Raw genomic sequence first — 24,507 nt, 5'->3', positions numbered from 1 at the left:
CCATGAGTCGATGCGGCTCGCCGAGCCACTTGAAACGCTACAGCAAATAAACAGAAGCCTATTAGAAAGATCAGTAAGACTACCACTACTACTTTTTTAAACTAACCTGCTTTTCTATTCCGAGTTTTTTCATCCGAGCAAAGAGGGTCTTATCCTTCATATCAAGAATGCGTGCGGCGCCTTTGGGACCACTCACTCGCCAGCCGGTGTGATCGAGAACTTTAATGATGTACTCGCGCTGAGTAGCTTCTAAGGATTTAAACTCTTCTACTCCAAGCGTCCCTTTGACTAATGGAATCCAAGAGCCAGGTTTCAAGGTTGGGCCTTGTTCTGTGATCACGGCTCTTTCAATAAGATTCTCCAACTCCCGAATGTTCCCTGGAAAATTGTAATCCATAAGCAAAGCTATTGTCTTTTTAGACAGGCGACTGAAGTTCTTACCTGCCTTAGCCGCATAGCGTTCTAAAAAGAACTGTGCCAAAAGTGGTATATCTGATTTGCGTTCTCGCAATGGAATGTTGTGAATAGGAAACACGTTCAAGCGATAATACAGATCTTCTCGAAAACTTCCGTTTTTGACCATTTCTTCCAGATTGCGGTTGGTCGCGGCTATGACCCGAACATCTACTTTTGATGTTTTTGTGGCCCCCAGCTGATCAAATTCTCCTTCCTGTAGCACTCTGAGGAGTTTGGCCTGCAGATCAATAGGCACCTCCCCTATTTCATCCAAAAAAATCGTTCCTCCATCTGCCAAACTAAACTTACCCAACTTGTCTTGCACAGCCCCAGTAAACGCACCTTTCTTGTGTCCAAAGAGTTCGCTTTCTATTAATTCTTTTGGTAAGGTGGCACAATTCACTTTGATCAAAGCACGCTCGGTACGCTTGGAATTTAAATGTACTGCGGAGGCGAGCAGTTCCTTTCCAGTACCCGATTCCCCTGTAATTAAAACCGTCGTGTCAGTCACCGCAACTTGAGTCACTTGTTCCAACACGCGGCGATACTCCTCACTTTGGCAAATAATATTGTCTAAGTTGAGTTTACTGCTGATCTCCTCTCGCAGGTATTGGTTGTCTATTTCTAGTTCGTCTTTGAGTTCGGATAGTTCGTCAAGAGCTTTTTTTAGCTGAATTTCTTTACTCTTAATTTCTGTTATATCCTTACCAACCGTGCACATATTTAGTTGACCTTCAAACTCAACCAAATAATTAGTGCCTATTAAGTTGTGTAGCTTTCCGTTTTGTACAATATCTAATTCTGGAATGAGTATTTCCTGGGTCTCATGGCCTTTCCACAAGTCCTCTTCAAATTCCTGCTTATAATTTGGAGCCACCTCGTAAAAACTTTTACCCAGAATTTGTTCTTCTGGCAATGCGGCCATTACTTGGAAGGCTTTATTGAAGTACTGAATTTTGGCATCTTTGGTCCTGAATACGACAAAATCAGTCATTCTATCAAAGACATCCTTAAATATTCTTAGACGATTGGTCTTTTCAGTTTCCTGAGTTACGTCTTGATACGTTCCTACAACCTTAAAGATCTTATCCCTTTTCACAACTGCTTCTGCCACACAGCGAATGAATCTTTTATTACCATTACTTTCTGTAATGCTTAAGACCTCATCATAGGCCTCTGCTTTACGCATGACCTTGCGCAATAATTCTTTTAGATGTTCAGGCTCGTCAAACCGCTCAATTATGTTTCTGGGCAAAAAGGCTTCATTATCTTTTACTTGAAAGATCTCATAAGCCATTTCTGTGACGATGAGCGAACCGTCTTGCAGATTGAGTTTCCATCCACCAATGGCATTTAAGCGTTCTGAGTGTGTCAGCAAGTTTTTGTAGAAACTGGATTCTGTGATTTCATTCACAATCGCACAAATGATCTCTTTTCCATTATTTGAGAAAAACTGCGCAAAAACTTCCACATCGTAGTATTTCCCCTTCTTAGTTTGATGGACCGACTTAAAGGTGTGCACCTTTTTCTTCTTGACCTCTTTCCAGTGTTCTTTCCAACTTTCAGCTGTGGCGCTGGGGTTAATATCAAAAATGTTCAGAGACAAAGCTTCTGACTGCTTATAGCCTAAACGCTCACAAAACTTGGCGTTCGCGTAAACGATTGCCCCTTCCTGATCCATCCACATGATCTTTAAAGGCAGGTTTTCTATCTGCCAATCCATCACTTGGCTTTGCTGCTCAAATTGTCCCATTGCACTAGAATTTGGACTGTTAAAATACAACTAAAATTTCTCAAATAATAGAATTTTCTAAAAATAGAGAAATGAAGCCAATTCAAATTTAATTCTATATACCTGTATTACAGTATTTTATGTTTTTGGCACAAGAATAGCCTAATACTGAGCAAACAAAAACATAACAATGAAACGTAAAGACTTTATCAAAAAATCACTCGCAGGTTTAACTGCATCAGCCATTGGAGTTGCTGCGCTAAGCAAAACGGAACAAAGCGAGGCTGCCTCAGCAAAAGATCAAAACAAAGTCGGATACAATCATTTACCTAATAAAGAAAGGAAGACCATGAATACAGTAATTCACAAAGCCAATACTCGTGGAAACGCAGATCACGGTTGGCTCAAATCAAGACACACTTTTAGTTTTGCCAACTACCACAATCCGGAGCGTATGAACTTTGGAGTACTGCGCGTACTCAATGACGATATCGTTGCAGAAAGCAAAGGGTTCGGAACGCATCCACACCGCGATATGGAGATCATCTCCATTCCCTTAGAAGGTGATCTAGAGCACCGCGACAATATGGGTAACCAAACGGTGATCAAGTCCGGAGACATTCAAGTTATGAGCGCTGGAACAGGCGTGATGCACTCTGAATTCAACCACAACGAAGATCAACAAGTAAAGTTTTTACAGATCTGGGTGTTTCCAAACAAACAAGGAGTTACGCCGCGTTACGATCAAATCACTTTGAATAAAGCAGATCGCAAGAACAAATTGCAGCAAGTACTCTCTCCAAACGCCGATGATGATGGTGTTTGGGTACACCAAAACGCTTGGTTCCACATGACCGATCTAGAAGGTGGAAAGACCATTGACTACACTCTAAAAGATTCCACTAACAATGGTGTATATGCCTTTGTGATCAAAGGAGATGTGACCATCAATGGCGAAGCTCTCAATCAACGCGACGGAATGGGAATCTCACAAATAGATAAGCTAGAGATCAACGCAGACAGCGACGCAGAAGTGCTCTTCATGGAAGTGCCTTTAAGCCTGTCCTAAACAATAAATACATTAAACCGCGACACTTAAAATCAAATCTTAAACAATCCGCCCAAAGGGGCATAAATCAAAAAAAATGAAAAATTTAAAATTAACCATCGTAGCCTTATTATTGAGCACTGTAAGTTTTGCACAATGGGATCAATACAATCCCAATCCAAACAACGATCCTGCAAATGCTTCTAAGGAATTACTGAACCCCACCAACCACAGTTTATTGCTAATAGACCACCAAAGCCAAATGGCTTTTGCCGTTGAGTCTCAACCTATCGAAGAATTGAGAAACAATCTCGGCTTGCTTGCTGCATCAGCCAGTCTTTATGAGGTGCCTACCGTAGTCACAACTGTAGCAGAAAAGTCTTTTAGCGGTCCTGTTTTTCCTGAAATAAGAGAATATTTTGGAGAAGACTATATAGACCGTTCTACCATGAATTCTTGGGAGGATACTCGAGTAGCTAAAAGGGTGAATAGCTTTAAGAAAGAGAAATTAGTTATTGCCGGCCTTTGGACAGAAGTATGTACGCTTTCTGCAGCGCTATCAGCATTAGAAGATGGTTACGATGTCTACGTAGTGGTTGATGCCAGCGGAGGTACTTCTCAAGAAGCACACGACATGGCGATGACCCGTATGATACAAGCAGGAGTAAAACCTATCACTTCATTACAATATCTCCTAGAAATACACAGAGATTGGGCGCGTAGTGATAAATACAACGAAGTTGTAAAGATCTCTAAAAAATACGGTGGAGCATATGGTTTGGGTATTGATTATATCAAAACCATGAGTAAATGGATGACCGGTAAAGAAGCTAGCGAAGCTGGTAAGAACTAAGATTGTTTGTTTGAATCCGCGGTCTGCACAAGGCTGCGGGTTTAAACAAGAGCAATTCAAAATTGACCCCCACACCAACACCATTTGACGCTTAAACAGGCAACCGATCAAAATTTAGATACTGCCTGCTTCAGACCTCACCAATCACTATCCAAAAACTCCATTATCAATATGAAAAATTCACCAAATAATTTACAAAGAAGAGATTTTCTTAAAGGATCTCTTGCTCTAGGTGCATCTACGCTTTTTATGTCCTCTGCACTAGGAAGAACACTCTCGTTCTTAGAAGGGCCTGCAGACCTTGTTGTACGCAATGCCAAGGTTACCACCATCAACCCAGCAGCACCTTCAGCGGAGGCATTTGCCGTTAAAAATGGACTGTTCTATCGCGTGGGATCTAACAGCTCTATGTCCTACATTATCGGGCCTGACACAAAAGTAATTGATGCCAAAAAACACCGTGTAATTCCAGGACTTAACGACTCTCACACTCACGGAGTACGTGAAGGGTTGCACTACGGTTTGGAATTGCGATGGGATTGGGTTAGTTCTGTCGAAGAAGCTTTAGCCATGTTGGCAGAAGAAGTAAAACACACTCCTAAAGGACAATGGATTAGAATTGTTGGTGGATTCTCATGGGAACAGTTTAAGGAAAAAAGGATGCCTACTTTGGAAGAGATCAATAAGATCGCTCCAGATCACCCCGTATATGTCTTTTATCTCTACGCTTACGGCATGCTAAACAGAAAAGCTGTAGAAGTGCTAAACTACGACAATGAGCCAATTGATCTTTACCGCAAAGGTAGAATTGAGAAAGACAGAATGGGACGTGCAACAGGAATCATAACCGCTGCTCCTTCTGGCCTTATCATGTATAAAACACTTACCAAATTACCCAAAAAGACCAAGCCGCAGCAGGTGTTGGGTACACGACATTTTATGAACGAAATGAATGTACTCGGACTCACTTCTATTTCTGATGCCGGCGGTGGTGGAATGCAATACCCGGATGCCTATGACGTAATTGGCGATGTGCACAAACAAGACCTATCAACAGTGCGTGTTGGCATCCACACCTTCCCACAAGTGGGCGGTCGTGAATATGCCGACTACAAAAGATGGATTGGGATGATTAAACCCGGAGATGGCGATGATATGCTCAAATTTATAGGTGGAGGCGAAAACATCGCCTGGGCCGCCTACGACTATGAAATTTTTGCCCAAGAACGACCCAATCTTGAGCCGAATGTAAAAGAAGTAGTCATGCCAATTTACAAGCTCTTAGCAGAGAACAATTGGCCCTGGAGACAACATATTACCTATAACGAGTCAGCAGAAATACTGCTCGACATTTATGAAGAAGTAGCAGCCGGTGGTGGTGGAAAACTACCTAAAGGAACCTTCATTGATCATGGAGAAACATTCAATGAAAGGACTTTAGAACGCATTGCCAAATTGGATATGGGTATTGCTATTCAAAACAGAATTGCTTACCAAGCAGAAGATTTTGTCAAGCGCTATGGTGCGGCGAAACTCGCACAAACCCCTCCGATTAGAAAAATGTTAGATATGGGTATCCCTGTTGGAGGTGGAACGGACGCTACTCGTGTAAGTTCTTACAACCCTTGGTACTCTATTCATTGGTTAGCCACAGGACAATCAAGAGGAGGGCGCCAAATGTATGGGGAAGACAACATATTGAGCCGTGAAGAAGCATTAAAATTATGGACAACAGGGTCTGCATGGTTCACGGGTGATGCAGGGCGTAAAGGTGCAATTCAAGAAGGTCAACTCGCCGACTTTACCATCCTTAACCAGGATTATATGGAAGTGCCAGACGCCTTAATTCCAAGAACCCATGCCAAGCTAACCGCTGTTGGAGGAAGAGTTGTCCATGCTTACGGAGATTTTGAGAAATTCTCACCACCGGCGCTACCGGAAGTGGCTCCAGACTGGTCGCCACTATACAGAACAGGAGATTTTAGAAAATTATACATGGGGTAATACAAACCTCAAGATTATAAATACACCAATTTCACACTCGAAAACAATAATAATTATGGAAACAGCAGTAAAAACAAAATGGAACATAGACCAAGCCCACTCTTCAGTTGGCTTTAAGGTAAAACACATGATGATCTCTACGGTAAAAGGGCAGTTTGACTCCTATACCGCATCCGTTGAAACATCGGATGACAGCTTTAGCGATGCCTCCTTTGAATTCGCAGCAGAAGTTGCCTCGATCAACACCAACAACGCAGACCGCGATGCGCATTTAAAATCTGATGATTTTTTCAACGCGGCCGGTTTTCCAAAACTCAAATTCACCTCTAGAAGCTTTGACGGAAGCACTTTGGTAGGAGATCTAACCATTAGAGAAACCACTAAGGAAATCTCTTTGGATGTAGATTTTAACGGCGTAGCCGTAGATCCTTATGGACAGACTAAGGCTGGATTTGAAATCAGCGGAAAGATCAATCGTAAAGACTTTGGTTTGAGCTGGTCTGCAGTAACTGAAGCAGGTAGTGTTGTGGTTGGCGAAACCGTAATCCTAGTCATTGATGCTCAATTCGTAAAAGAAGCTTAATAAACTCTGGCCGTCATCATAACGGTGGCGGCTTTTTTCTAAAACCAACTAAAGATGAAAGAAAAACCAAATACGTCCCGAAGAGCTTTTTTGCAAAAAGCCGGGCTTACCACGCTCGGTTTAGGAGCGCTACCAGTGTTATCAACAAGCCTGGTAAGTTGTGAAAACAGCGCGACTAATAAAAACGAGCAGATAGACACGCATACTGGTCTTTCATCTTTAGTTACTAGAAAGAACATCGCAGATTTTGAGGTAAACGACCCAGAGATTAAGTTGCTAAAAGATGCCGTTAAAATCTTAAAAGACCGTTCTGAAATATCGCCATTAGATCCCATGGGTTGGCAAGCACACGGCATGCTACACGCGACCTTTTGTGCCACGAGCATTTATGCTAATCAGGTGCATTACAATTGGTATGTTTGGCCTTGGCACCGCCTTTACCTCTGGTCTATGGAACAGAAATTACAAAAGGCCGTAAACGAACCTAAATTAGCCTTACACTATTGGGATTGGACCAAATCGAACTTCATTCCAGAACATTACTGGGGAGATGAGTCCAACCCACTAAACAATATTACGCGTTTGGTCTCTCAGACTGATGAGATCCCTAAAGACTTCATCAACGTTGGAGCCGCCTTTAGAGCGGAGAAATACAAAACCTTTGGGGGTTATCCTGCGATCAAAAAACGCGGAGAGGCCCAATTGGATGGTATTGCCGAACAGTCCTTCCACAACAACATCCACAATTGGATCGGTGGACAAATGGCCACCTTTACCGAATCTGGGTTCGATCCGATTTTCTACGGACATCACGGAAACTGTGATCGCATATGGGAAGCATGGCAGAACTACAGTGACAAGAACGTCCTTCCAACCGACGAGGAGTGGTTAGAAAAGAGACTTTACGCTACTGACGGAAATGGAAGACCCGTTGATTTCAAGATCAAAGAATTACTCAACACAGAAGATCTGGGTTACCGCTTTAATGACCTGGACCTCAACCCGACATTTTGCAATCCGTATATGGATGCCGACAAACCCAAACGAGAAGCCTCTAAACGCGATTGTGTCGCACCTTTAAACTTGAGAACATCTGACGGCGCTGATATTTACGCAGAGATGGAAGACAGGGAGCGCACTCACGTCATTTTGCACTTTGAACGCGCACAACTACCCTATCAGCCCTATTGCGCCCGTGTATTCTTTGAGTACGACAAGGAGGGTGAAAAGCAAAGCAAGTATACCGGGACATTCACTATTCTGCCTATTCTAGATTTAGATACGGTTCTTTTACAAAACGGAGTGCATTTGCAGATCGAGATAGAACGCGAACTGGCCGAAGCTATTGATGCACAAAAGAATATTGAAGTGATCTTTCAACCTGTTCCGCTTCCTAATCGAAACATTCCAGATGAGATCTTAAAATTGGAAAACATCTCCTTGGTCACGCATTATGAGAATAAATAACCACATAGCCCTTGGGCTGCTTGCGCTTATTCTGTGGAGCTGTTCTGAGCAGAAAAGTCTTCCAATTCTGGGAGAATCACAGACCGATCCGATCAGCGGAGCATTAATCGCATACAAAGCTCCTGAGTTCGAACTCACTAATCAGCTGAATCAAACTACCAGCAGTACGATTTTAGAGGGAAAAATTCAAGTGGTGGATTTCTTCTTTACCAGTTGCCCAACGATTTGCCCTAAGATGACCACGCATTTAAAACTGGTGCAAGAGGCCTTTAAAGATCAGCAGGAGGTTGCTATAATCTCTTACAGCATTGATGCGGCTCATGATGATCCAGATCGCCTAAAAAATTATGCAGACAGCTACGAGATAGATCACAGCAAATGGAAGCTGCTTACCGGGGATCAAAAGACCATTTTGGAACTGGCTAAAGATTACAAGGTGCGCGCCTTTGTTGACAGCAGCGATCTTGGGCCAAACTTGATACATGACGGCACCTTTGTATTGGTAGATCAACAAAGACGTATCCGCGGCTATTATAACGGCTTGGACCAATTGGACACACAAGCCTTGATTTCTGACATAAACTTGTTATTAAAAGAATAAATCATGAAACCAAAATTGCTCTTTCAACTTTTCAATCCACAAGCAATTGGACCTTCCAAAGACAGCAGTCTGCTGTTGTTTAGAATCTTAGTCTCTCTTTCCATGATCAATACGCATGGCATGAAGAAGATCCTGAACTTTCAAAAGACCGCAGCCCACATTCCAGATCCTATGGGTCTGGGAGGTGAAATCAGTGCCCTTATCGCGATAGGCGCAAATATTGTAGCACCGCTCTTTGTGATCTTCGGATTGGGCACACGTCTGGCCAGCATTTTAATCTTAAGTGTGACGCTTATGGGCTTCTTTGTAGTTCATGGCTCTGACCCTTGGTCAGTGCGCGACGTCCCGCTTATATACAGCCTCGCCTATTTGCTGATCTTCTTTGTAGGGCCAGGAAAATACGCCATCGATCAAAAAATATTTAACCGCCAACAATCATGAAAGGACAAATCGTATTACTCATCCTAGCAATTGCTGCTGGGGCCGTTCTACCACTACAGGCTGGACTCAATGTGCAACTGGGTAAATCTGTGCATCAACCGATCTTTGCTGCATTCGCCTCATTTCTAATAGGCACCATAGCCCTTTTGACTTACTTACTGATTTTAAAGTTCGATTTCTCTACCCTAGGCGAAACCAAAAGTGTTTCGCCACTAGTATGGACCGCGGGAGTCTTAGGAGCATTCTATGTGGCTGCCGTAATCATTCTAGCTCCTAAATTAGGAGTAGCACTTACCTTTGTATTGGTGGTGGCAGGACAAATGGCTGTCTCCCTCGTTGTTGACCACTTTGGTCTCTTAGGTCTTCCTGTAAAACACATCAACTGGCAACGACTCGTAGGAGTTTTATTTCTGATCCTGGGTGTGCTACTTATTAGAAGATTCTAAAAATGAAAACGCGTTTATTTGTTTGGTTCTCAATATGGGTCTTCGGATGTAATGTTTACGGACAAGAATCGGGATTATTGGTGGAATCCTCTGCAGAGTTTTTAAACTTCAGTTTACTGCGGCAACAAGACCATATCTATTTTGGCGAAGCGGGTCCAAATGATCTCTACGAGCATCTTAAAGAAATTTGCTTAGGCGAGCAAACTACCCTGAGCTTAGGCGGGAGTTACCGCAGCCAGGTAGAAGGTTTTATCAACGAGCAATTCAATAGTGCTGTTGATCAGGACGATCTCTGGCATCTAAACCGACTAATGGCTCACGCGCATTTTAAAATAGATAAGCGTTTTGAGCTCTTTGCCGAATTGAATTCGAGTTTTATTACCAGCAAAGACAACTTAGCGCCGGTAGATCGAGATGAACTCGCGATAAACCAACTCTTTGTAAGCTACTGGATTGATCCGCAGTGGAACCTTTTAGTCGGGAGACAGAATATGCGTATGGGTAGCGGCCGATTGGTTGATATTCGGGAAGGGCCTAATGTTCGGCTTTCTTTTGATATGGCTCAGCTCAAGTTTAAAGATGAAAACACGGAAATCACCGCGTTTTATGCCATTCCAGTCAGACCAGCCGCTGGAATTTTTGACAACGACGCTTTGAATACTACAGAGACTTTGGCTGGAATATACTGGACTCAAAACTGGTCAGAGAACAACAATACGGACCTCTATGCTTTTTACAAGCAAGAGGAGCAGAAAACTTGGAATAGCGGCACGGCAGATGACAACAGATTATCTCTTGGGGTGCGTCATTTTGGAAACTGGAACAGACTGCGTTACAACAATGAATTCGTGATTCAAACTGGCGATTTTGGCACGCAGAATATTTTTGCTTGGACCGCTTCCTTCAACATTGAGCATCCCGTTAAAGTTTTAGGAATTGAAGGAACTTTAGGACTTAAAACAGAGGCAATTAGCGGAGATACTAGTACTACGGACAACCGTCTTGGAACCTTTGATGGTTTATATCCTCGCGGAGCGTACTTTGGACGTGTGGCCCGAATTGGCCCCTCCAACTTGATTGACTTCCACCCTTACTGTAATACGGAAATTGGACCTGTAGCCTTGAGTCTGGATTATGTGGCCTTTTGGCGATTTTCTAAAGAAGACGGCCTGTATGGTCCACCATTGACCTTAGATTATCCAGATGTGAATGACAGCCGTTTTATCGGTCATCAAATTGGAACCATTGCAGGTCTGGAAATCAATAGACATATTGCCTTTGAATTGGAAACTAATCTGATCTTCCCGGGAGATTTTTTAAAAAATAGTGGCCTGAATGACACCTTGTTTCACGCCGTATTTACTACAGAAATAAAATTTTAAACCTAACTTAGGAAACTCAATTATGGAAATAACAATAAAAGAGCGCGACAATAAAGGCTTTGCCCTCGCCAGACAAAATGACGAGCGCATGGGAATGATGACCTATTCAGTAGCTAGTCCGGAACTCATCATCATTGATCACACAGAGGTTGAAGAATCCTACAAAAAACAAGGAGTCGGTCTAAAAATGTTAGAGGCTTTGGTGGACAGGGCTCGGGAAAAATCACAAAAGATCCTACCGCTATGCCCCTTTGCTAACGCTATGTTTAGACGCCATAAAGAACTTCAAGACGTTTTAAAGTAGGCGCATGCAGCATCATATCCTCATCAATCTTTTTGCCTTATTCGGAGTTGCCACAGCGGTTATAATTATTTGCAAATTCTTAAAGATCCGCTACATCATAGGTTATTTAATCACTGGTGTGCTCTTGAGTCCAAATACCACAGGCTACTTTGCCGACATGCAAGAAGTAGAGGTTTATGCCGAGATCGGAATCATACTGCTGCTGTTCACCGTTGGTTTGGAATTTAGCTTTTCCAATCTCAAACGCATCAAAAACTACGTCCTCTTGGGCGGTGCTTCTCAAGTGATCTTCACCATAGTCTTAACCGCAGGACTGATCTGGCTTTTAATGGGCTCGTCTCTAGAAGAAAGTATATTCTGGGGATTTCTTTACGCTTTGAGCAGTACAGCCATTGTGGTTAAGGTCTTGCAAGACACCAATAAAATAACCAGCCCTCATGGAAAGTTCATATTAGCGGTGCTTTTGTTTCAGGATATCATGATCGTTCCGCTTATGCTCTTCACGCCTATTTTAGCTGGAGCTGGGGACGGGAGTCCAATAATGGCTTTGGCAATACTTGTTGGGAAAATGGTGCTGATGGGAGGCATTGCGTTTCTTTTGGCGCGATACATCATTCCTTATTTCTTAAAAGAAGTTATGAAGGTTCAGAGTCAGGAGGTATTCCTGATTGCTCTACTGTTCTTGGTAACGGGCATCGCATTGCTCACAGAAAAACTTGGACTCTCCTTAGCCTTAGGAGCGTTTATTGCAGGCTTGATCATTGCGGAGACCGAATATCACAGAATGGCCATTTCTTGTTTCTTGCCGTTCCGATACGTCTTTATGGCCTTCTTTTTCATTTCGATGGGCATGCTCTTGGACTACGAAATATTCACTACAAAACCGGGTTGGATCGCTTTTTGGTTCTTCTTCGCCTTACTGGTCAAAGCAACAGCGGGAATGTTAGCCGTCAAAGTATTGAAGTTGGAATGGAAAACTGCTTTAGCCGTGGGATTCTCCATTGCGCAAATTGGCGAGTTCTCCTTTGTTTTAGCCCAAAGCGGGTTGGAATATGAATTAATTTCTGAGAATAATTATCAAATCTTCTTAGCAGTCTCTATCTTGCTGATGTCGGTCACGCCATTTATTGTTGGTAAGGCCGAGCATATACATCCGACTTTCACAAAAATCCTCGGAATAAAAGTCAATGAAGGATAAGAGACTACATCTATACGGAGCAGACTGGTGCTTAAAATCAACGCACCTGAGAAACTACTTACAATCCGAATGGATAGAGTTTGATGACTTTAATGTTGAGTTGGATAGCGATGCTGCCGCCCGAGTTCGACGCCTCTACAACGGAAATCTAAAATTCCCAACAATCACTTACGGAGATGAGTTCTTGAAGAACCCAAGCATTTCTGTCTTGGAAGAGTTTCTAGAAAAACACAGTTTGAAAGACTGAGGCTAAACACAATGTTAAAATCTTTTAACAGCTCAAGGACTGATTTAACACTTTTAAGACGCTATAACTAGAAAAATAGTTAAAGGCCGTTAAAGGACTTGACAAACTTCGCTCAGCCATTATATTAAAAGTGTACCATTACAAAAGCAGTGTCGCTTAGGTACTTTAATTTCTTTACTGGTGAGCTTTCTCAGGTGCCTTCTGCACCCCTCACCCACACTGCTATCTTATTTATTGACTCTAAAATTTCAGCATGAATTATTTAAACATGAATGATGAGAAATTAATGCCTGTAGTGATTGAACTCAATACACTCTTGGCAGAATATCACATCTACTACCAAAAACTAAGAAACTATCATTGGAACGTACTCGGAAAGAACTTCTTTGACCTACACGACAAGTTTGAAGACCTCTATACCACAGCGCGTATTAGAATCGATGAGATCGCAGAACGCATTCTCACCCTGCGTTATCACCCAGTAAGCAAATAAAGTGACTATCTGCGAATTTCCAAACTGGAAGAATCAGAAAGCATCAAAGACGACCGTGACATGGTGATGGAGATCTTAAACGATCACAGAATGTTACTTGCGCAAATGCGTACGGTAATGTTGCACGCAGACAATGCCAAAGATAAAGGTACTGCAGATCTACTCGGAGCCTATATCCGTAAAATGGAAAAAGATAGTTGGATGCTCAATGCCTGGTCAAAAAGAAATGAAGAGACCTTAGCTACAAGCTTAATCGAAGAAGCATAGAAAAATGACCGTACAAGACTTAGAATCTGCAAATCAAGTAAACGAAAAATTAACCGGCTGGTGGGATACCTTTGTGGCAGACCTACCCAACCTGGGAGTCGCCTTGGCAGTCTTGTTAGTCTCTTTCTTGGTTTCCAAGCTGGTGTATCGCGCCGTACTCAAATTGATCTACAAGCGCGTACGACAAACCAGTGTAACTCAATTGATAGCACGCGTGGCCTCCACGGTCGTGGTGCTTGGAGGTTTGATCCTCGCTTTGGTGTCCTTGAATTTAGGAAAAGCCTTAACAACCATGCTATCGGCAGCCGGTGTATCTGGACTGGTAATTGGTTTGGCGCTGCAAGGAACACTCTCAAACCTGATCTCAGGTATTGTTCTTCCCTTTAGAAAAAACATCAGCATAGGAGATTGGATTGAGTCCAATGGCTATGCCGGAGAGGTTACAGACATTAACCTCAACTATTTTGTGATGCGAGAAGCAGACAACAATATTGTTGTGCTTCCCAACCGAAAGATCATGGAGAATCCGTTTAAAACTTCTCCAAAACTACCGAGGTGCGTATTACGCTTTCCTGCGGAGTTGGCTATGAATCCGACTTAGAACAAGTCCAGGAATTGACTAAGAAAACCATTGCGCAACACTTTGGTCAAGAAGAACTGGAACGCGAATTGGAGTTTTATTACACCGAATTTGGAGACAGCTCCATTAACTTTATCAGTCGCTTCTGGATACAAGGAGTCAGCGGCCTAGACAAACTTAGAGCCAAAAGCAAGGCCATCATCGAACTCAAAAAAGCGTTCGACGGCGAAGGAATCAACATTCCGTTCCCAATCAGAACCTTGCAATTTGACAACGCCTTTCCGCTAAGTCAAAAACCCACAAAAGCCTTTTCAGAGAACTAGTTGTCCTAGACAAAGACAACAAGAATTCTAACAAACCGGTCTATGAGACCGCAGGCCAAATATTTTCTAATAATTACAAAAACTTAAAAATGAACTATATAAAATCTATTATAACCCTATCTGCAATTGCCTTAACCTTATCTGTGTCCGCACAGAGCAACACGCAATCCGTAGATGAAACAACGATCAAGAAATATCAAATCGAGCGCAACGGAGCAGACTCCTTCTATACCCTGCGCATTGAAAGTATGCGTAACGAAGTGGTCAGCCTAGAAAAGTCAGAGCGTTATGAATTGAATCAAGACCGCGTAAACAATATAGACAAAGTCACCAAACGCATCAGCATTGATGCCGACAATGACGGCCAATACGACAGAATGATCACCATGAGTTACAAATCGGAAGCCGATGAGAGTTTCTCCATCGTGCCGAGTAATGAAGGATTCTTGATCACCGTGATCGGAGAAGAGATCGAATACAACCTATTGAAGAAAGACTATGAAATTGAAAAGAAGTATGTCGATTTGTTTGATATCATGCTGAGTGAAGCCAAATAATCTGAGTTTCACAGGAGTTGAAAAGCCAGCCTAAGTGCTGGCTTTTTTTTTTGCCTTTAACGCATTGATTAAGCAAGCGGTAATGATTACCTTTATACAAGGTTATGAACAGAGATACTATAGACATCAACGATTTTACCGTTCTGGTTGAGGTCAACAAGGCTCAGGAGGTTGTTATTGACGCTTGCAGCTTTGATGAGCCTGTTGTAGCCGTAGCCTTTTACGGATCAGGAAATGTTGATCTGAGTATGGAATGGAGCAAACAGCAAAAGCAGTACAAGGGCACTAAAGGATTGGCCCTTTCCTTTTATGCGGATGAGACTGTGAATTGTGTCCACAGGGTGGCTCCAGAGAAGCCTTTGGAATGCATTGTGGTAGCCACTGCGCTGCGGAAGTTGAACGAACTGCCCCACCAAGAAGGGGAGATCTTTTCAGAAATGCTCAATGAGTTAGTAAATCCCAGCGACAATTATGTGGAAGGACCTCGGTTCTTTATGAACCCAGAGATGCAGCAGGTTGTCGACTCCATCTTTGCCAACAGTTTTACGGGCAAGACCAAAATGATGTTCTTCCGCTCTCAGATCACTGTGCTTCTCTCCCACTTCTTTGGACAATTGGCGCTCTCTTATCAGCAGCAAAACAGACCGCAAGAAACCGACAAATTAGAACTGGCCAAAGAGATCCTCGCCGCCAATTTAGACAACCCGCCTTCACTAACGGAACTGGCCAAAAGCATCGGATTAAACACCACCAAACTCAAAAAAGACTTTAAAGCAGTCTTTGGGGTACCCGTTTTTAAATACCTTCAAAACCAGCGCCTCACCGCCGCTCATGAAATGATCCAAAAACAGCAAGCCACCGTTCAGGAGGCCGCCTGGCAAGTGGGTTACGACAGTTTGAGCTCCTTCTCCAACGCCTTTACTAAAAAGTTCGGCTATAGACCCAGTCAGGTCAATTAGTGCACTTTTGGAACAAATCATACTTCTTTTAGAATAAATCAAGCCGCTTAGACCGCCCTAGTTTTGACGTGTCATTAAAAACATACGTCATGAAATTAACTAGAATATTGATTGTCGGATTAGCCATTTGGCTGTTAGGAGCACTCAGCTTTGTCCTGGCCTATATGCTGCCCTTTATGGAGAATAGAAAGCTTCAAGCCAATTTGGGCTTGATTGGGATTCTGTTCCCTTTGGTGTGGAATGCCAATCGTATTTACTACAAAAAGAGCTCTGCCATCAACGGCTGGATCCTCGGAACACTTTTCTTTCTAATTAGTGGCACGATGTATGCCCTGGTAACTGTTCCACTCCTCTTTATACCAGAAGGTGGCAGCTACGCTGACTTTTATGGTGATCCTATTTTTTGGTTGATCGGAGCCGTGTTCATCGCCCTAAGTGCCAGCTACTATTACATCCGTATAAAAACCTCAACACAACCTTCAAAACAATAAAACGATGTACTCTTTAACGAATTTCAATTTACTACTGACCTTACTATTGACAGGCCTAACTGCCGGACTCTGTTTCACTTGGACCAACGCAGTAACACCGGGCATTGGGAAGCTGGATGATTACAACTTCCTTTCAGCCTTCCAACAGATGAACCGATCCATCATCAATCCGAGTTTTCTCTTAGTATTCTTCGGACCCTTGGTTGGACATATAATCAATGTCTACGTCAACAGATTTACTCTAGACAAAAGCTTTTGGCTGTATGTTACGGCTGCCATTCTGTATTTGACCGGATTGGTCATAGTAACCATCACCAAAAACGTCCCCTTAAACGAGCTCTTAGAAAGCACGGATCTCACTCAGGCATCTCAACAAGAACTGAGCTGGCTCAGACGGCAGTTTGAAAAACCTTGGAACACTTGGCACAACATCAGAACACTAACGAGCACCTTGAGCTTTTTACTACTCGCTTTAGGTATGCTCCTGAAAAATAACGCATAAAACAAATCACAAATACACAAAAACAAATCTTTATGAAAAATCAATTTTTAATTCTCGGAGGCACTGGAAAGACCGGTAGCCGCATTGCTAAAAGATTACAAGAACGCGGAGAGACCGTACGTTTGGGCTCTAGAAGTGCAAATCCAGCATTCAGTTGGGAAGACCCAAGCAAGTGGGAAGCAGTCCTTGAAGACATCACCCACTTGTACATTACCTATCAACCAGACTTGGCCGTTCCAGGCGCCTATGAAGCTGTGAGTACCTTGGTCAAGCTTGCCAAAGAGGCTGGAGTTAAAAAGATCGTTCTACTTTCTGGTAAAGGAGAAACAGAAGCGCAACGCTGTGAAGGAATCGTTAGAGATTCGGGTATTGACTACACCATCATTCAATGTAATTGGTTCAGTCAAAACTGGAGTGAAAGCTTTTTGATGGAGCCTGTTTTGGAAGGTCATGTTGCCCTACCCATGTCTGACAGTAAAATTCCTTTTGTAGATGCTGAGGATATTGCTGATGTTGCCGTAGAAGTATTCTTGAATCCAAAACACAACGGAAACACCTATGAACTCACGGGGCCTAAAGGATACACATTTAAAGAAGCCGTAGCTACAATCGCCGCTGCCACTGGACGTGATATTGGCTTTACGCCGGTGTCCATGGAAGCCTACAAAGAGGTTATGCAACAAATGGGACTTCCTGAGACCTATGTATGGCTCATTACCTATTTGTTCACTGAAGTGATCGGGAATCCAGACAATTCAATAATCACCCAGGATATTGAAAATATCATTGGAAGGCCTGCCAAAGACTTTAAGCAGTACGCGGAGGAGTTAGCATCGACAGGAGTTTGGGATGTTCCCACAACCACCCTTTAAATAAGTAAGCCAAAAGGGATCGTCGAATTGTCGATTCCTTTTGGCGCTCTCGATTTAATACAATTTTTACATCCATCCGCAGAGTTCTTTGTAACTTATAGAAAATTTAAAACCATGAGTAACCAAGTCCGCAAAGAATATTCCAATGGAGAGATCACTGTGATCTGGAAGCCCAAACTGTGTATCCACGCTAAAGAATGTGTCAATCGCCTCCCAGAGGTATACGACCCTGAGAAGCGTCCTTGGATCCAGCCGGAAAACGCCTCTGCGGAAGCATTAAAAAAACAAATTGATGCTTGCCCTTCCGGTGCTTTGAGTTATAAAATGGAAGGTGAAGCGGCTCCTGAGGCACAAAGTCTGGAGACCAAAGTAGAGGTTTTAGAAAATGGGCCTTTACTAGTTTACGGAACTCTAAATGTTACAGATGCTGCCGGAAACACTGAAACTAAGAACAGAACTACCGCTTTTTGTCGTTGCGGACAATCGCAGAACAAGCCGTATTGTGATGGAGCACATGTAGAAGCTGACTTCCGCGGATAAGATCTGTAAGTATCTAAAATCAAAAACCACCCTGAACAGGGTGGTTTTCTTTGTTTAAGGAAAATTGATGGTTAGTTATTTCCTTAGTACATGCTGCGTAAAGCAGTAATGTCGTTCCCGTTGAACTCACCATTAGTTGAGGCACTGAAACAAGCCAACATGATCGATGTGGCGTCATATCCAGTAGCTGTGCCTGGGATATAGATGGCTCCAACTCCTGCTGATCCTTGGTTTACATTTTGCCCACAGCTTTGACGGCTGAAGTAATCTGTGTGACGGAATCCAACAGAGTGACCGATCTCATGAGTGATCACGTGCTCGTTCACGTTGGTAGAGAATCCATCCAGTCCGTAGATCTGTACCCATTTGTATGGAAGACCAGAACTTGGGAAACCAGCGCTTCCTCCAGAACCTGATTGAGTTGGATTGTTGTAAACCACCATGTCCTTATCACCAAAGTTGGTTCCAAAGGTCAAGGTAAAGCTGATAGATACACCACTCAAACGGTTGTAGTTATTTACAGCCCACTGCAGTGCAGTTCGCGCCTTACTGGAAAGACCATAACCTCCGCCACCGGTATAACCGATGATGGTAATATTTCTACCTTGTTGAACTAAAGCAGATGTACGATACTGCTTTGCGAATGGATCTGAATTAAAATCTTCTGCCATTTCAGTAAGTTGCTTTTCAGTCATTACAATGTCTTCCTCAATAAAGAGACGCTCCTCGCTGGTCCCATCAGGGAAGAAGAATTCATCATAACGAATGAAATTAGGGTTCATTCCCAAATCTTGTACCTGCTCCACCACTTTCTGTGGTACTGGTTTAGTCAGGTTTGCTTCTTCGATTTGAGCTTCGGTGTCGGGATCTTCTGAACATGCAGAAAATACCAGTGCTCCCATAAGTAACAGAGCACTTTTTTTAAGTACGTTTTTCATAGAAATCGCAATTAATGGTTAGTGAAAATTGAATGATTTCCTTGAAGTTACGAAAAGAGAGGCTAACTAATGTTAGTAATGTTAAGGTAGTGTAAAAGTTTGCGGTTTAGCCACAACTGGCTTACACAATTTCGGCACTGAGGCCAGCTTGAAGTAATTTGGAGCAGCGTGGTTTTAGGTCTTCATAGGGCCCTGTTTTTACCGTACATTTTCCTTTGTAGTGAACAATTAGGGAACACTGCTCTGCTTGTTCCGGAGTATGATCACAAGTGGCAATTAGACACGAAATAACGTGATCAAAGGTATTTACATCATCGTTATACAGTACGATCTCATTCTCCCGCTGCTCTAAAACAGCGACGTCTAAATCTTCTTGATATTTTTCTTGTCCACTCATTATCAAGGCCTAAAATACAAATTTGGCCGCAATCCAACCTTCACGGCTTTTATATTTAACGGCAGTACCCCCGAGTTTGGTACAGGCTTCTTCTAAAATTTCACGATCCGCTTCTAAATAACCACTTAAGTAAAGAGTACCTCCAGGTTGTAATACAGCATGATATGCAGGAAGGTCATTTAAGAGGATATTTCTATTGATATTGGCAATGATGGTATCGAACTTCTTATCTCCTAAAATCGAGGCGTCGCCTTGCTTAACTACAATATCAGCACGGCCATTACGCTCTACATTTTCCAAGGAATTCTCATAACACCACGGATCAATATCTATCGCCTCAACAAAGCCAGCACCGCGCTTAGCAGCCATGATGGCCAGTACAGAAGTACCGCAACCCATATCGAGTACTGTTTGACCATCCACCTCATCTTCCAAAAGAAAACTGAGGATCATGTGTGTGGTCGCGTGATGGCCAGTCCCGAAGGACATTTTGGGTTCTATGATGATGGTGTACTCCGTATCTGGAGTATCGGTATGAAAGGGTGCCTTTACCGTGCAACGTCCGTCCACAACTATGGGATTGAAGTTCTCCTCCCATTTGGCGTTCCAGTTTTGCTGCTCTATCTCAGCCTGCTTAAAACTGATCTGAACCTCATCAGACTTTAAAATGAATATATCCGCTAATAGCTGTGGATTCCATTCTTCCTTCTGGATATAAGCTTTAACACCATCTGAAGTTTCTACAAAGCTCTCAAAACCAACTCCTCCTAGTTCCGCAATTAAGATCCCCGTAAAAGGCTGTAACGGAGCTACTGTAAAGATATATTCAATGTAGATCATTAGACCGGAAAAGCGTTTATTATAGCTGCAAAGCTATCTGCTTTAAGGGAAGCTCCACCAATAAGACCACCGTCAACATCAGGCTGACCAAAGATCTCTCCTGCATTGTTTGGCTTTACACTTCCACCGTACAAAATGGTTACGTTTTGTGCTAATTGCTCATTGTAACGCTCGGCCATATTGGAACGAATAAAGGCATGCATTTCTTGCGCTTGCTCTGGTGAGGCAGTCTCCCCAGTACCGATGGCCCAAACAGGCTCATAAGCCAAAACGATCTGCTCATATGCAGCTTCATCTAAGTCATACAAAGCGCCTTTAAGTTGTGCAGCCACAACATCAAAGTGCTTCCCGGCACGTCGGTCCTCAATGACCTCTCCAAAACAGAAAATCACCTGCATTCCCAAAGCTAAAGCAGCTTTTACCTTGTCTGCCAAAAGAGCTTCATCTTCTCCAAAGTACGCACGGCGCTCGCTGTGTCCTAGAATCACAGTCTCTACACCTATACTCTTTAGCATCGCTCCGGAGATCTCTCCGGTATAGGCGCCACTTGCATTCTGATGCATATTCTGAGCAGCTACTCCGATTGCAGCTCCCGCTGTATGATCTACTGCAGCTGCTAAATTCACAAAGGTTGGAGCAATCATTACCTCCACCCCTTCTTTTAAGGTTTCACTTTTTAAGGCAGCGATTAAATCTGCGGATTCTTGTTTGTCGCAATTCATTTTCCAGTTTCCGGCAACTAAAGGTCTTCTCATTCCAGTCTTATTTTGGGGTCGAGCCATCCATAGATCACATCGACCATGATATTAATGATTATAAATAGTAGCGCTATCACGAGTACCGCTCCCATAATGATTGGCAAATCTAAGGTATTCAGCGCATCTACGATCTCTTTTCCCAAGCCATTCCAGCCAAAAATAAATTCTACAAAAACGGCTCCGGCTAACATAGAAGCAAACCACCCTGAGATTGCAGTAATCACAGGATTTAATGCATTTTTTAAAGCGTGACGCCAAAGGAGTCTCAAGGTGCTCATGCCCTTGGCCTTGGCAGTTCTTATATATTCTTGTTGTAATACTTCCAGTAGGCTGTTACGCATCAGTTGGGTAACCACCGCTAACGGACGGATTCCCAAAACCACAGCAGGCAAGATCAAGTTCTTCCATTGTATAGAAACGCCTTCTCCAAAGTCATCAACTTCATACAGGCTTCCGGTCATGTTCAAACCGGTGACCTCATGCCAAACAAAGCCAAACAACCAGGCAAAGATGATGGCGCTAAAAAAGGAAGGCAAACTCATTCCAAAAGTGCTGATGATCTGAATCAAACGATCGATCCAACGGTCTTTATACCAAGCAGAAATCACTCCTAATAAACCACCCAGCAGCATCGCCAGGCTAATGGCAGAGATGGCCAGCACCATGGTATTGGGTAAGGTTTCACCAATGACTTGGGTAACCGGCTTCCCAGTCTTTTGAAAACTCTCGCGCAAATAGGGCGCTTTCACCACGACCTTAGTTTCTCCAAGGGTAAATAACTCTGTTGCTGCGTATTTCCCTGGGCTTAGGTAGGTGTAATTTTCTTCCGAAGTGGAATGAAAGGACAAGGGTGAAAGATCATTGAGGTAATACAGATATTGCGTCCCAATAGGTTTGTCAAAGCCGTATTTCTTTTTGACAATTGCGAGTTGTTCCGCGCTTTCGTTTTGCCCCAGCATCATTTGAGCCGGGTCTGGTAATAGCGTAAAGAGCATAAAGATCACGGTCACTACGCCAAAAAGCGTCAACAATCCATAACCCAATTTGCCCAATACGTATCGTACCACTACTGCTCTTCTTGTTTCACGTCGTCTAGGGTGAGTACTTTGTATTCAAAGTCTTCTCCAAAAAGATCTACAGCGTACTCCTCTATAGTTTGCGAGAAGCCAGCTTCTGCGCGTCGCTGATTCACATTTTCAGGATCTTTGATAGGCCAAATGAAATCTCCACGTACATCGCTATAAGACATGCCCTGTGTTCCGTAGATCTGCATTTCATTTTGGTTCATCAAATAGCGATCTTCCATCATAGCCACGAGGCGGAATGGTAATTCTCCCTTTTTACCGGCAGCTTTCATCATATCCAAATAATCTGGAATCTTCTCCGGATTGTGTTGGATCACATACCAAGCCGCAGTACTGGTGGATTCTCCTACAACACTCTTCCCAGGATAGCCCTGTGAGTTAAGCACGCGCTCCACGAAAAGTAAGTTGCTCTTATCTATAGCCATTTGACGGCCCCAAAGGTCTCCATTGTACTGATCTGGAGATAAGCCCATAGACTCTCCAATGGCTTTGCGCTCCTCGTCAGAACTTGCCATGATAAGTTTACGGTAACGTTGGTCCAAAATGGCAATACTATCCAAACGGCGTTTTAAAGTAAAATCGAGATTAGGCATAGCTCCTTCCAGCTCATTGAGCTGTAGCTCCAAGGCGTCGTTCCAATGCAGCTTTTGCATGATAGTACCCTTTTGCAATTCCAGAACTCCTGGATTGGATCTCACTATGGTTTTCAAGGTGGTCTCGTCACAGAAATAGAAATCAAAGTTGAGTTCGTACTTCTCTTTCAGCGCTTCTGTTTCCTCTTGACTTGAGGCAGACATACCGATCACCTTGTAACCGTTCTTAATAGCCTGATTGGTGATTGCACGAATATTGTCATATCCTTCCAATTCTGTATTGCTCAAGGAATAGGCCACCACAACGATCAAGTTTGGCTCCTCAAGCAGACTTGCCGATTGATCTTCTCCGTCACGCTCTATGGTGAAATCGTGAATTGGCGGCTCATAGCCTTCCTGAACTAATTTGGTCTCGTAACCGATTAGTTCCCCTTCCGTATCTGGATAGTCTCCAAAGGTCTTAATCTCTGATTCTTGGCCGTCCACATCAAACTTCCAGGTGTATTCGTAAATAGCCTTAGGTGCATCCGCAGGAACACTCATGCCCTCCTGAATATTGGCTCCGATCTTATAGGGTCTAAAATCTATTGCTGGTAGGTGCATCAAAACATAATAGCAGAAGATCATCGAAGCGATGAAAGACAACAATACTATTCCACGTCTCAGGGTTTTGGTTAAGAAAGGCTGAATGTGTTTTTGCCCTATGAACAAGATCAAAATGAGCACCAACAATACCAAGTCTTTGTAGAAACTCTCCCAAGGCGTAAGTTTCATAGCATCTCCAAAACAACCGCAATCGGTTACCTTTCCGGTGACTGCAGAATAGAAGGTCAAAAAGGTAAAGAAAACGATCATCAGCAGCAGACTCCAAACCGTGAACTTGCGAGCATAACCAAAGATGATCATCACCCCGAGTAATACTTCATAGATGACCACCACTACTGCGATCAAGAGCGCAAAGGGAATCAAAAACTCAAGGTTGAGCACCTCAGCCGCGAAATACTCTTTGAGTTTAAAGGAGAAACCTACGGGGTCATTGAGCTTAATAAAGCCACTGATCAAAAACAGTATACCGACAAATATTCTCGAAAATCCTACTAAATACTTCAAACTAAAAAGGGAATTGAATTAAACTTGAGTGGCTGTTTCTGCATGTCCCATGTGAATGAGCGCAAAAACCGCATAATTGATCATGTCTTGATAATTGGCATCTATGCCTTCTGAAACCAAGGTCTTGCCCTGGTTGTCTTCTATTTGCTTAACGCGCAATAGTTTCTGAAGAATCAGGTCAGTCAAAGAGCTTACGCGCATGTCGCGCCAAGCTTCTCCGTAATCGTGATTCTTGTCTAACATGAGTTGCTTAGTAACCGCAATCTTATCATCGTACTGAGCAATGGCCTGATCCAGATCCAGATCCGGTTGTTCCACCACACCCATTTCCAATTGTACCAAAGCCATGATGCAATAATTGATGATTCCGATGAATTCCGGAGCCTCACCCTCGTCAACCTTACGCTGCTCGGTGTGTTGCACGCTGCGGATGCGTTGGG

28 protein-coding genes and 1 pseudogene are annotated in these 24,507 nt (G+C 43.2%); 21 read left to right on the top strand and 8 right to left on the bottom strand.

All coding sequences use genetic code 11. The features are described from left to right. Positions 1 to 88 precede the first annotated feature (88 nt). Positions 89 to 2,209 carry a sigma 54-interacting transcriptional regulator gene (locus tag HRT75_RS09635; RefSeq protein ID WP_291185773.1) on the bottom strand — a complete coding sequence of 707 codons (2,121 nt, stop codon included), beginning with the start codon at positions 2,207 to 2,209 and terminating at the stop codon, positions 89 to 91. 328 nt (positions 2,210 to 2,537) lie between these two features. Between HRT75_RS09635 and HRT75_RS09630 the strand changes: the two genes are divergently transcribed. The 21 genes and pseudogenes from HRT75_RS09630 to HRT75_RS09535 all read left to right on the top strand — a co-directional run bounded on the left by HRT75_RS09630 (position 2,538) and on the right by HRT75_RS09535 (position 18,346). Continuing rightward, positions 2,538 to 3,257 (top strand): pirin family protein, encoded by a 720-nt coding sequence (locus HRT75_RS09630; protein ID WP_291185775.1) that lies wholly within the window; start codon positions 2,538 to 2,540, stop codon positions 3,255 to 3,257. Between the two features lie 76 nt (positions 3,258 to 3,333). After that, a complete protein-coding gene (locus tag HRT75_RS09625) occupies positions 3,334 to 4,089 on the top strand; it encodes a hydrolase (RefSeq protein WP_291185771.1) in 756 nt (251 codons plus the stop codon). Positions 4,090 to 4,260: 171 nt separating this feature from the next. After that, complete coding sequence (locus HRT75_RS09620; RefSeq protein ID WP_291185768.1) at positions 4,261 to 6,093, top strand: amidohydrolase family protein; 1,833 nt, start codon at positions 4,261 to 4,263, stop codon at positions 6,091 to 6,093. 55 nt (positions 6,094 to 6,148) lie between these two features. After that, positions 6,149 to 6,676: a YceI family protein gene (locus HRT75_RS09615; protein WP_291185765.1), complete on the top strand. Its 528-nt coding sequence runs from the start codon at positions 6,149 to 6,151 to the stop codon at positions 6,674 to 6,676. 54 nt (positions 6,677 to 6,730) lie between these two features. Then, positions 6,731 to 8,143 (top strand): tyrosinase family protein, encoded by a 1,413-nt coding sequence (locus HRT75_RS09610; protein ID WP_291185762.1) that lies wholly within the window; start codon positions 6,731 to 6,733, stop codon positions 8,141 to 8,143. Further along, entirely contained in the window at positions 8,130 to 8,744 is a 615-nt protein-coding gene (locus HRT75_RS09605) for an SCO family protein (RefSeq protein WP_291185759.1), read from the top strand. Before HRT75_RS09610 ends, HRT75_RS09605 begins: the two co-directional genes overlap by 14 nt. A gap of 3 nt (positions 8,745 to 8,747) precedes the next feature. Beyond that, entirely contained in the window at positions 8,748 to 9,185 is a 438-nt protein-coding gene (locus tag HRT75_RS09600; protein ID WP_291185756.1) for a DoxX family protein, read from the top strand. Continuing rightward, positions 9,182 to 9,631, top strand: coding sequence for a DMT family transporter (locus tag HRT75_RS09595; RefSeq protein ID WP_291185753.1), 450 nt, complete (start codon positions 9,182 to 9,184; stop codon positions 9,629 to 9,631). Before HRT75_RS09600 ends, HRT75_RS09595 begins: the two co-directional genes overlap by 4 nt. A gap of 2 nt (positions 9,632 to 9,633) precedes the next feature. Continuing rightward, positions 9,634 to 11,013 carry an alginate export family protein gene (locus HRT75_RS09590; protein WP_291185750.1) on the top strand — a complete coding sequence of 460 codons (1,380 nt, stop codon included), beginning with the start codon at positions 9,634 to 9,636 and terminating at the stop codon, positions 11,011 to 11,013. Between the two features lie 22 nt (positions 11,014 to 11,035). Further along, positions 11,036 to 11,317, top strand: a complete 282-nt coding sequence (locus tag HRT75_RS09585; protein WP_291185748.1) for a GNAT family N-acetyltransferase — start codon at positions 11,036 to 11,038, stop codon at positions 11,315 to 11,317. A gap of 4 nt (positions 11,318 to 11,321) precedes the next feature. Continuing rightward, the gene (locus HRT75_RS09580; protein WP_291185746.1) at positions 11,322 to 12,515 is read left to right on the top strand and encodes a cation:proton antiporter; all 1,194 of its coding nucleotides are present in this window, start codon (positions 11,322 to 11,324) and stop codon (positions 12,513 to 12,515) included. Continuing rightward, positions 12,505 to 12,762 carry a glutaredoxin domain-containing protein gene (locus HRT75_RS09575; RefSeq protein ID WP_291185743.1) on the top strand — a complete coding sequence of 86 codons (258 nt, stop codon included), beginning with the start codon at positions 12,505 to 12,507 and terminating at the stop codon, positions 12,760 to 12,762. Before HRT75_RS09580 ends, HRT75_RS09575 begins: the two co-directional genes overlap by 11 nt. Before the next feature lie 253 nt (positions 12,763 to 13,015). After that, positions 13,016 to 13,522, top strand: a pseudogene (locus HRT75_RS09570) (DNA starvation/stationary phase protection protein). Positions 13,523 to 13,526: 4 nt separating this feature from the next. After that, positions 13,527 to 14,123 (top strand): mechanosensitive ion channel family protein, encoded by a 597-nt coding sequence (locus HRT75_RS09565; RefSeq protein ID WP_366665049.1) that lies wholly within the window; start codon positions 13,527 to 13,529, stop codon positions 14,121 to 14,123. Next, positions 14,078 to 14,425 carry a mechanosensitive ion channel family protein gene (locus HRT75_RS14770; RefSeq protein ID WP_366665048.1) on the top strand — a complete coding sequence of 116 codons (348 nt, stop codon included), beginning with the start codon at positions 14,078 to 14,080 and terminating at the stop codon, positions 14,423 to 14,425. Before HRT75_RS09565 ends, HRT75_RS14770 begins: the two co-directional genes overlap by 46 nt. An 89-nt stretch (positions 14,426 to 14,514) precedes the next feature. Continuing rightward, complete coding sequence (locus tag HRT75_RS09560; RefSeq protein WP_291185741.1) at positions 14,515 to 14,982, top strand: hypothetical protein; 468 nt, start codon at positions 14,515 to 14,517, stop codon at positions 14,980 to 14,982. A 104-nt stretch (positions 14,983 to 15,086) separates the two neighbouring features. After that, positions 15,087 to 15,941 carry an AraC family transcriptional regulator gene (locus tag HRT75_RS09555; RefSeq protein WP_291185738.1) on the top strand — a complete coding sequence of 285 codons (855 nt, stop codon included), beginning with the start codon at positions 15,087 to 15,089 and terminating at the stop codon, positions 15,939 to 15,941. A gap of 89 nt (positions 15,942 to 16,030) precedes the next feature. After that, positions 16,031 to 16,432, top strand: a complete 402-nt coding sequence (locus tag HRT75_RS09550) for a hypothetical protein (RefSeq protein ID WP_291185735.1) — start codon at positions 16,031 to 16,033, stop codon at positions 16,430 to 16,432. 4 nt (positions 16,433 to 16,436) lie between these two features. Next, the gene (locus HRT75_RS09545) at positions 16,437 to 16,934 is read left to right on the top strand and encodes a DUF1772 domain-containing protein (RefSeq protein ID WP_291185732.1); all 498 of its coding nucleotides are present in this window, start codon (positions 16,437 to 16,439) and stop codon (positions 16,932 to 16,934) included. 32 nt (positions 16,935 to 16,966) lie between these two features. Next, positions 16,967 to 17,806: an NAD(P)H-binding protein gene (locus tag HRT75_RS09540; protein ID WP_291185729.1), complete on the top strand. Its 840-nt coding sequence runs from the start codon at positions 16,967 to 16,969 to the stop codon at positions 17,804 to 17,806. Positions 17,807 to 17,920: 114 nt separating this feature from the next. After that, positions 17,921 to 18,346 (top strand): (4Fe-4S)-binding protein, encoded by a 426-nt coding sequence (locus HRT75_RS09535; RefSeq protein ID WP_291185726.1) that lies wholly within the window; start codon positions 17,921 to 17,923, stop codon positions 18,344 to 18,346. Between the two features lie 83 nt (positions 18,347 to 18,429). On the opposite strand, the gene HRT75_RS09530 is transcribed toward HRT75_RS09535, so the two are convergent. The 7 genes from HRT75_RS09530 to HRT75_RS09500 all read right to left on the bottom strand — a co-directional run. Beyond that, positions 18,430 to 19,284 carry a M57 family metalloprotease gene (locus HRT75_RS09530; RefSeq protein ID WP_291185723.1) on the bottom strand — a complete coding sequence of 285 codons (855 nt, stop codon included), beginning with the start codon at positions 19,282 to 19,284 and terminating at the stop codon, positions 18,430 to 18,432. A gap of 121 nt (positions 19,285 to 19,405) precedes the next feature. Continuing rightward, a complete protein-coding gene (locus HRT75_RS09525; protein ID WP_291185720.1) occupies positions 19,406 to 19,681 on the bottom strand; it encodes an ATP-dependent Clp protease adaptor ClpS in 276 nt (91 codons plus the stop codon). Positions 19,682 to 19,690: 9 nt separating this feature from the next. Next, positions 19,691 to 20,521, bottom strand: a complete 831-nt coding sequence (gene prmA / locus HRT75_RS09520; RefSeq protein WP_291185717.1) for a 50S ribosomal protein L11 methyltransferase — start codon at positions 20,519 to 20,521, stop codon at positions 19,691 to 19,693. Continuing rightward, positions 20,521 to 21,276 carry a triose-phosphate isomerase gene (gene tpiA, locus HRT75_RS09515; RefSeq protein WP_291185714.1) on the bottom strand — a complete coding sequence of 252 codons (756 nt, stop codon included), beginning with the start codon at positions 21,274 to 21,276 and terminating at the stop codon, positions 20,521 to 20,523. The genes prmA and tpiA overlap by 1 nt, the downstream gene beginning before the upstream one ends. Then, the gene (locus HRT75_RS09510) at positions 21,273 to 22,346 is read right to left on the bottom strand and encodes an ABC transporter permease (protein WP_291185712.1); all 1,074 of its coding nucleotides are present in this window, start codon (positions 22,344 to 22,346) and stop codon (positions 21,273 to 21,275) included. The genes tpiA and HRT75_RS09510 overlap by 4 nt, the downstream gene beginning before the upstream one ends. Then, on the bottom strand, positions 22,346 to 24,067 hold the full coding sequence (locus tag HRT75_RS09505) for a BT_3928 family protein (protein WP_291185709.1): 1,722 nt from the start codon (positions 24,065 to 24,067) through the stop codon (positions 22,346 to 22,348). Before HRT75_RS09505 ends, HRT75_RS09510 begins: the two co-directional genes overlap by 1 nt. 18 nt (positions 24,068 to 24,085) lie before the next feature. Further along, positions 24,086 to 24,507, bottom strand: a 422-nt coding sequence (locus HRT75_RS09500; protein ID WP_291185706.1) for a DUF1599 domain-containing protein, incomplete at its 5' end; no start/stop codon positions are given.

It is taken from the genome of Gilvibacter sp. (assembly GCF_013214815.1).
Taxonomy (GTDB): domain Bacteria; phylum Bacteroidota; class Bacteroidia; order Flavobacteriales; family Flavobacteriaceae; genus Gilvibacter.
The sequence above is the reverse complement of the archived record's forward strand: the minus strand, read 5'-3'. Positions and strand labels throughout refer to the sequence as shown.

Excerpts from the sequence above, each read along its gene's own strand:
- HRT75_RS09620 (WP_291185768.1), top strand. The coding sequence starts at position 4,261 with ATGAAAAATTCACCAAATAATTTACAAAGAAGAGATTTTCTTAAAGGA.
- HRT75_RS09525 (WP_291185720.1), bottom strand. The coding sequence starts at position 19,681 with ATGAGTGGACAAGAAAAATATCAAGAAGATTTAGACGTCGCTGTTTTA.
- HRT75_RS09535 (WP_291185726.1), top strand. The coding sequence starts at position 17,921 with ATGAGTAACCAAGTCCGCAAAGAATATTCCAATGGAGAGATCACTGTG.
- HRT75_RS09595 (WP_291185753.1), top strand. The coding sequence starts at position 9,182 with ATGAAAGGACAAATCGTATTACTCATCCTAGCAATTGCTGCTGGGGCC.
- HRT75_RS09530 (WP_291185723.1), bottom strand. The coding sequence starts at position 19,284 with ATGAAAAACGTACTTAAAAAAAGTGCTCTGTTACTTATGGGAGCACTG.
- HRT75_RS09600 (WP_291185756.1), top strand. The coding sequence starts at position 8,748 with ATGAAACCAAAATTGCTCTTTCAACTTTTCAATCCACAAGCAATTGGA.
- HRT75_RS09630 (WP_291185775.1), top strand. The coding sequence starts at position 2,538 with ATGAATACAGTAATTCACAAAGCCAATACTCGTGGAAACGCAGATCAC.
- HRT75_RS09615 (WP_291185765.1), top strand. The coding sequence starts at position 6,149 with ATGGAAACAGCAGTAAAAACAAAATGGAACATAGACCAAGCCCACTCT.
- HRT75_RS09575 (WP_291185743.1), top strand. The coding sequence starts at position 12,505 with ATGAAGGATAAGAGACTACATCTATACGGAGCAGACTGGTGCTTAAAA.
- tpiA (WP_291185714.1), bottom strand. The coding sequence starts at position 21,276 with ATGAGAAGACCTTTAGTTGCCGGAAACTGGAAAATGAATTGCGACAAA.
- HRT75_RS09540 (WP_291185729.1), top strand. The coding sequence starts at position 16,967 with ATGAAAAATCAATTTTTAATTCTCGGAGGCACTGGAAAGACCGGTAGC.
- prmA (WP_291185717.1), bottom strand. The coding sequence starts at position 20,521 with ATGATCTACATTGAATATATCTTTACAGTAGCTCCGTTACAGCCTTTT.
- HRT75_RS09550 (WP_291185735.1), top strand. The coding sequence starts at position 16,031 with ATGAAATTAACTAGAATATTGATTGTCGGATTAGCCATTTGGCTGTTA.
- HRT75_RS09565 (WP_366665049.1), top strand. The coding sequence starts at position 13,527 with ATGACCGTACAAGACTTAGAATCTGCAAATCAAGTAAACGAAAAATTA.
- HRT75_RS09545 (WP_291185732.1), top strand. The coding sequence starts at position 16,437 with ATGTACTCTTTAACGAATTTCAATTTACTACTGACCTTACTATTGACA.
- HRT75_RS09635 (WP_291185773.1), bottom strand. The coding sequence starts at position 2,209 with ATGGGACAATTTGAGCAGCAAAGCCAAGTGATGGATTGGCAGATAGAA.
- HRT75_RS09610 (WP_291185762.1), top strand. The coding sequence starts at position 6,731 with ATGAAAGAAAAACCAAATACGTCCCGAAGAGCTTTTTTGCAAAAAGCC.
- HRT75_RS09625 (WP_291185771.1), top strand. The coding sequence starts at position 3,334 with ATGAAAAATTTAAAATTAACCATCGTAGCCTTATTATTGAGCACTGTA.
- HRT75_RS09590 (WP_291185750.1), top strand. The coding sequence starts at position 9,634 with ATGAAAACGCGTTTATTTGTTTGGTTCTCAATATGGGTCTTCGGATGT.
- HRT75_RS09605 (WP_291185759.1), top strand. The coding sequence starts at position 8,130 with ATGAGAATAAATAACCACATAGCCCTTGGGCTGCTTGCGCTTATTCTG.
- HRT75_RS09585 (WP_291185748.1), top strand. The coding sequence starts at position 11,036 with ATGGAAATAACAATAAAAGAGCGCGACAATAAAGGCTTTGCCCTCGCC.
- HRT75_RS09560 (WP_291185741.1), top strand. The coding sequence starts at position 14,515 with ATGAACTATATAAAATCTATTATAACCCTATCTGCAATTGCCTTAACC.
- HRT75_RS09580 (WP_291185746.1), top strand. The coding sequence starts at position 11,322 with ATGCAGCATCATATCCTCATCAATCTTTTTGCCTTATTCGGAGTTGCC.
- HRT75_RS09555 (WP_291185738.1), top strand. The coding sequence starts at position 15,087 with ATGAACAGAGATACTATAGACATCAACGATTTTACCGTTCTGGTTGAG.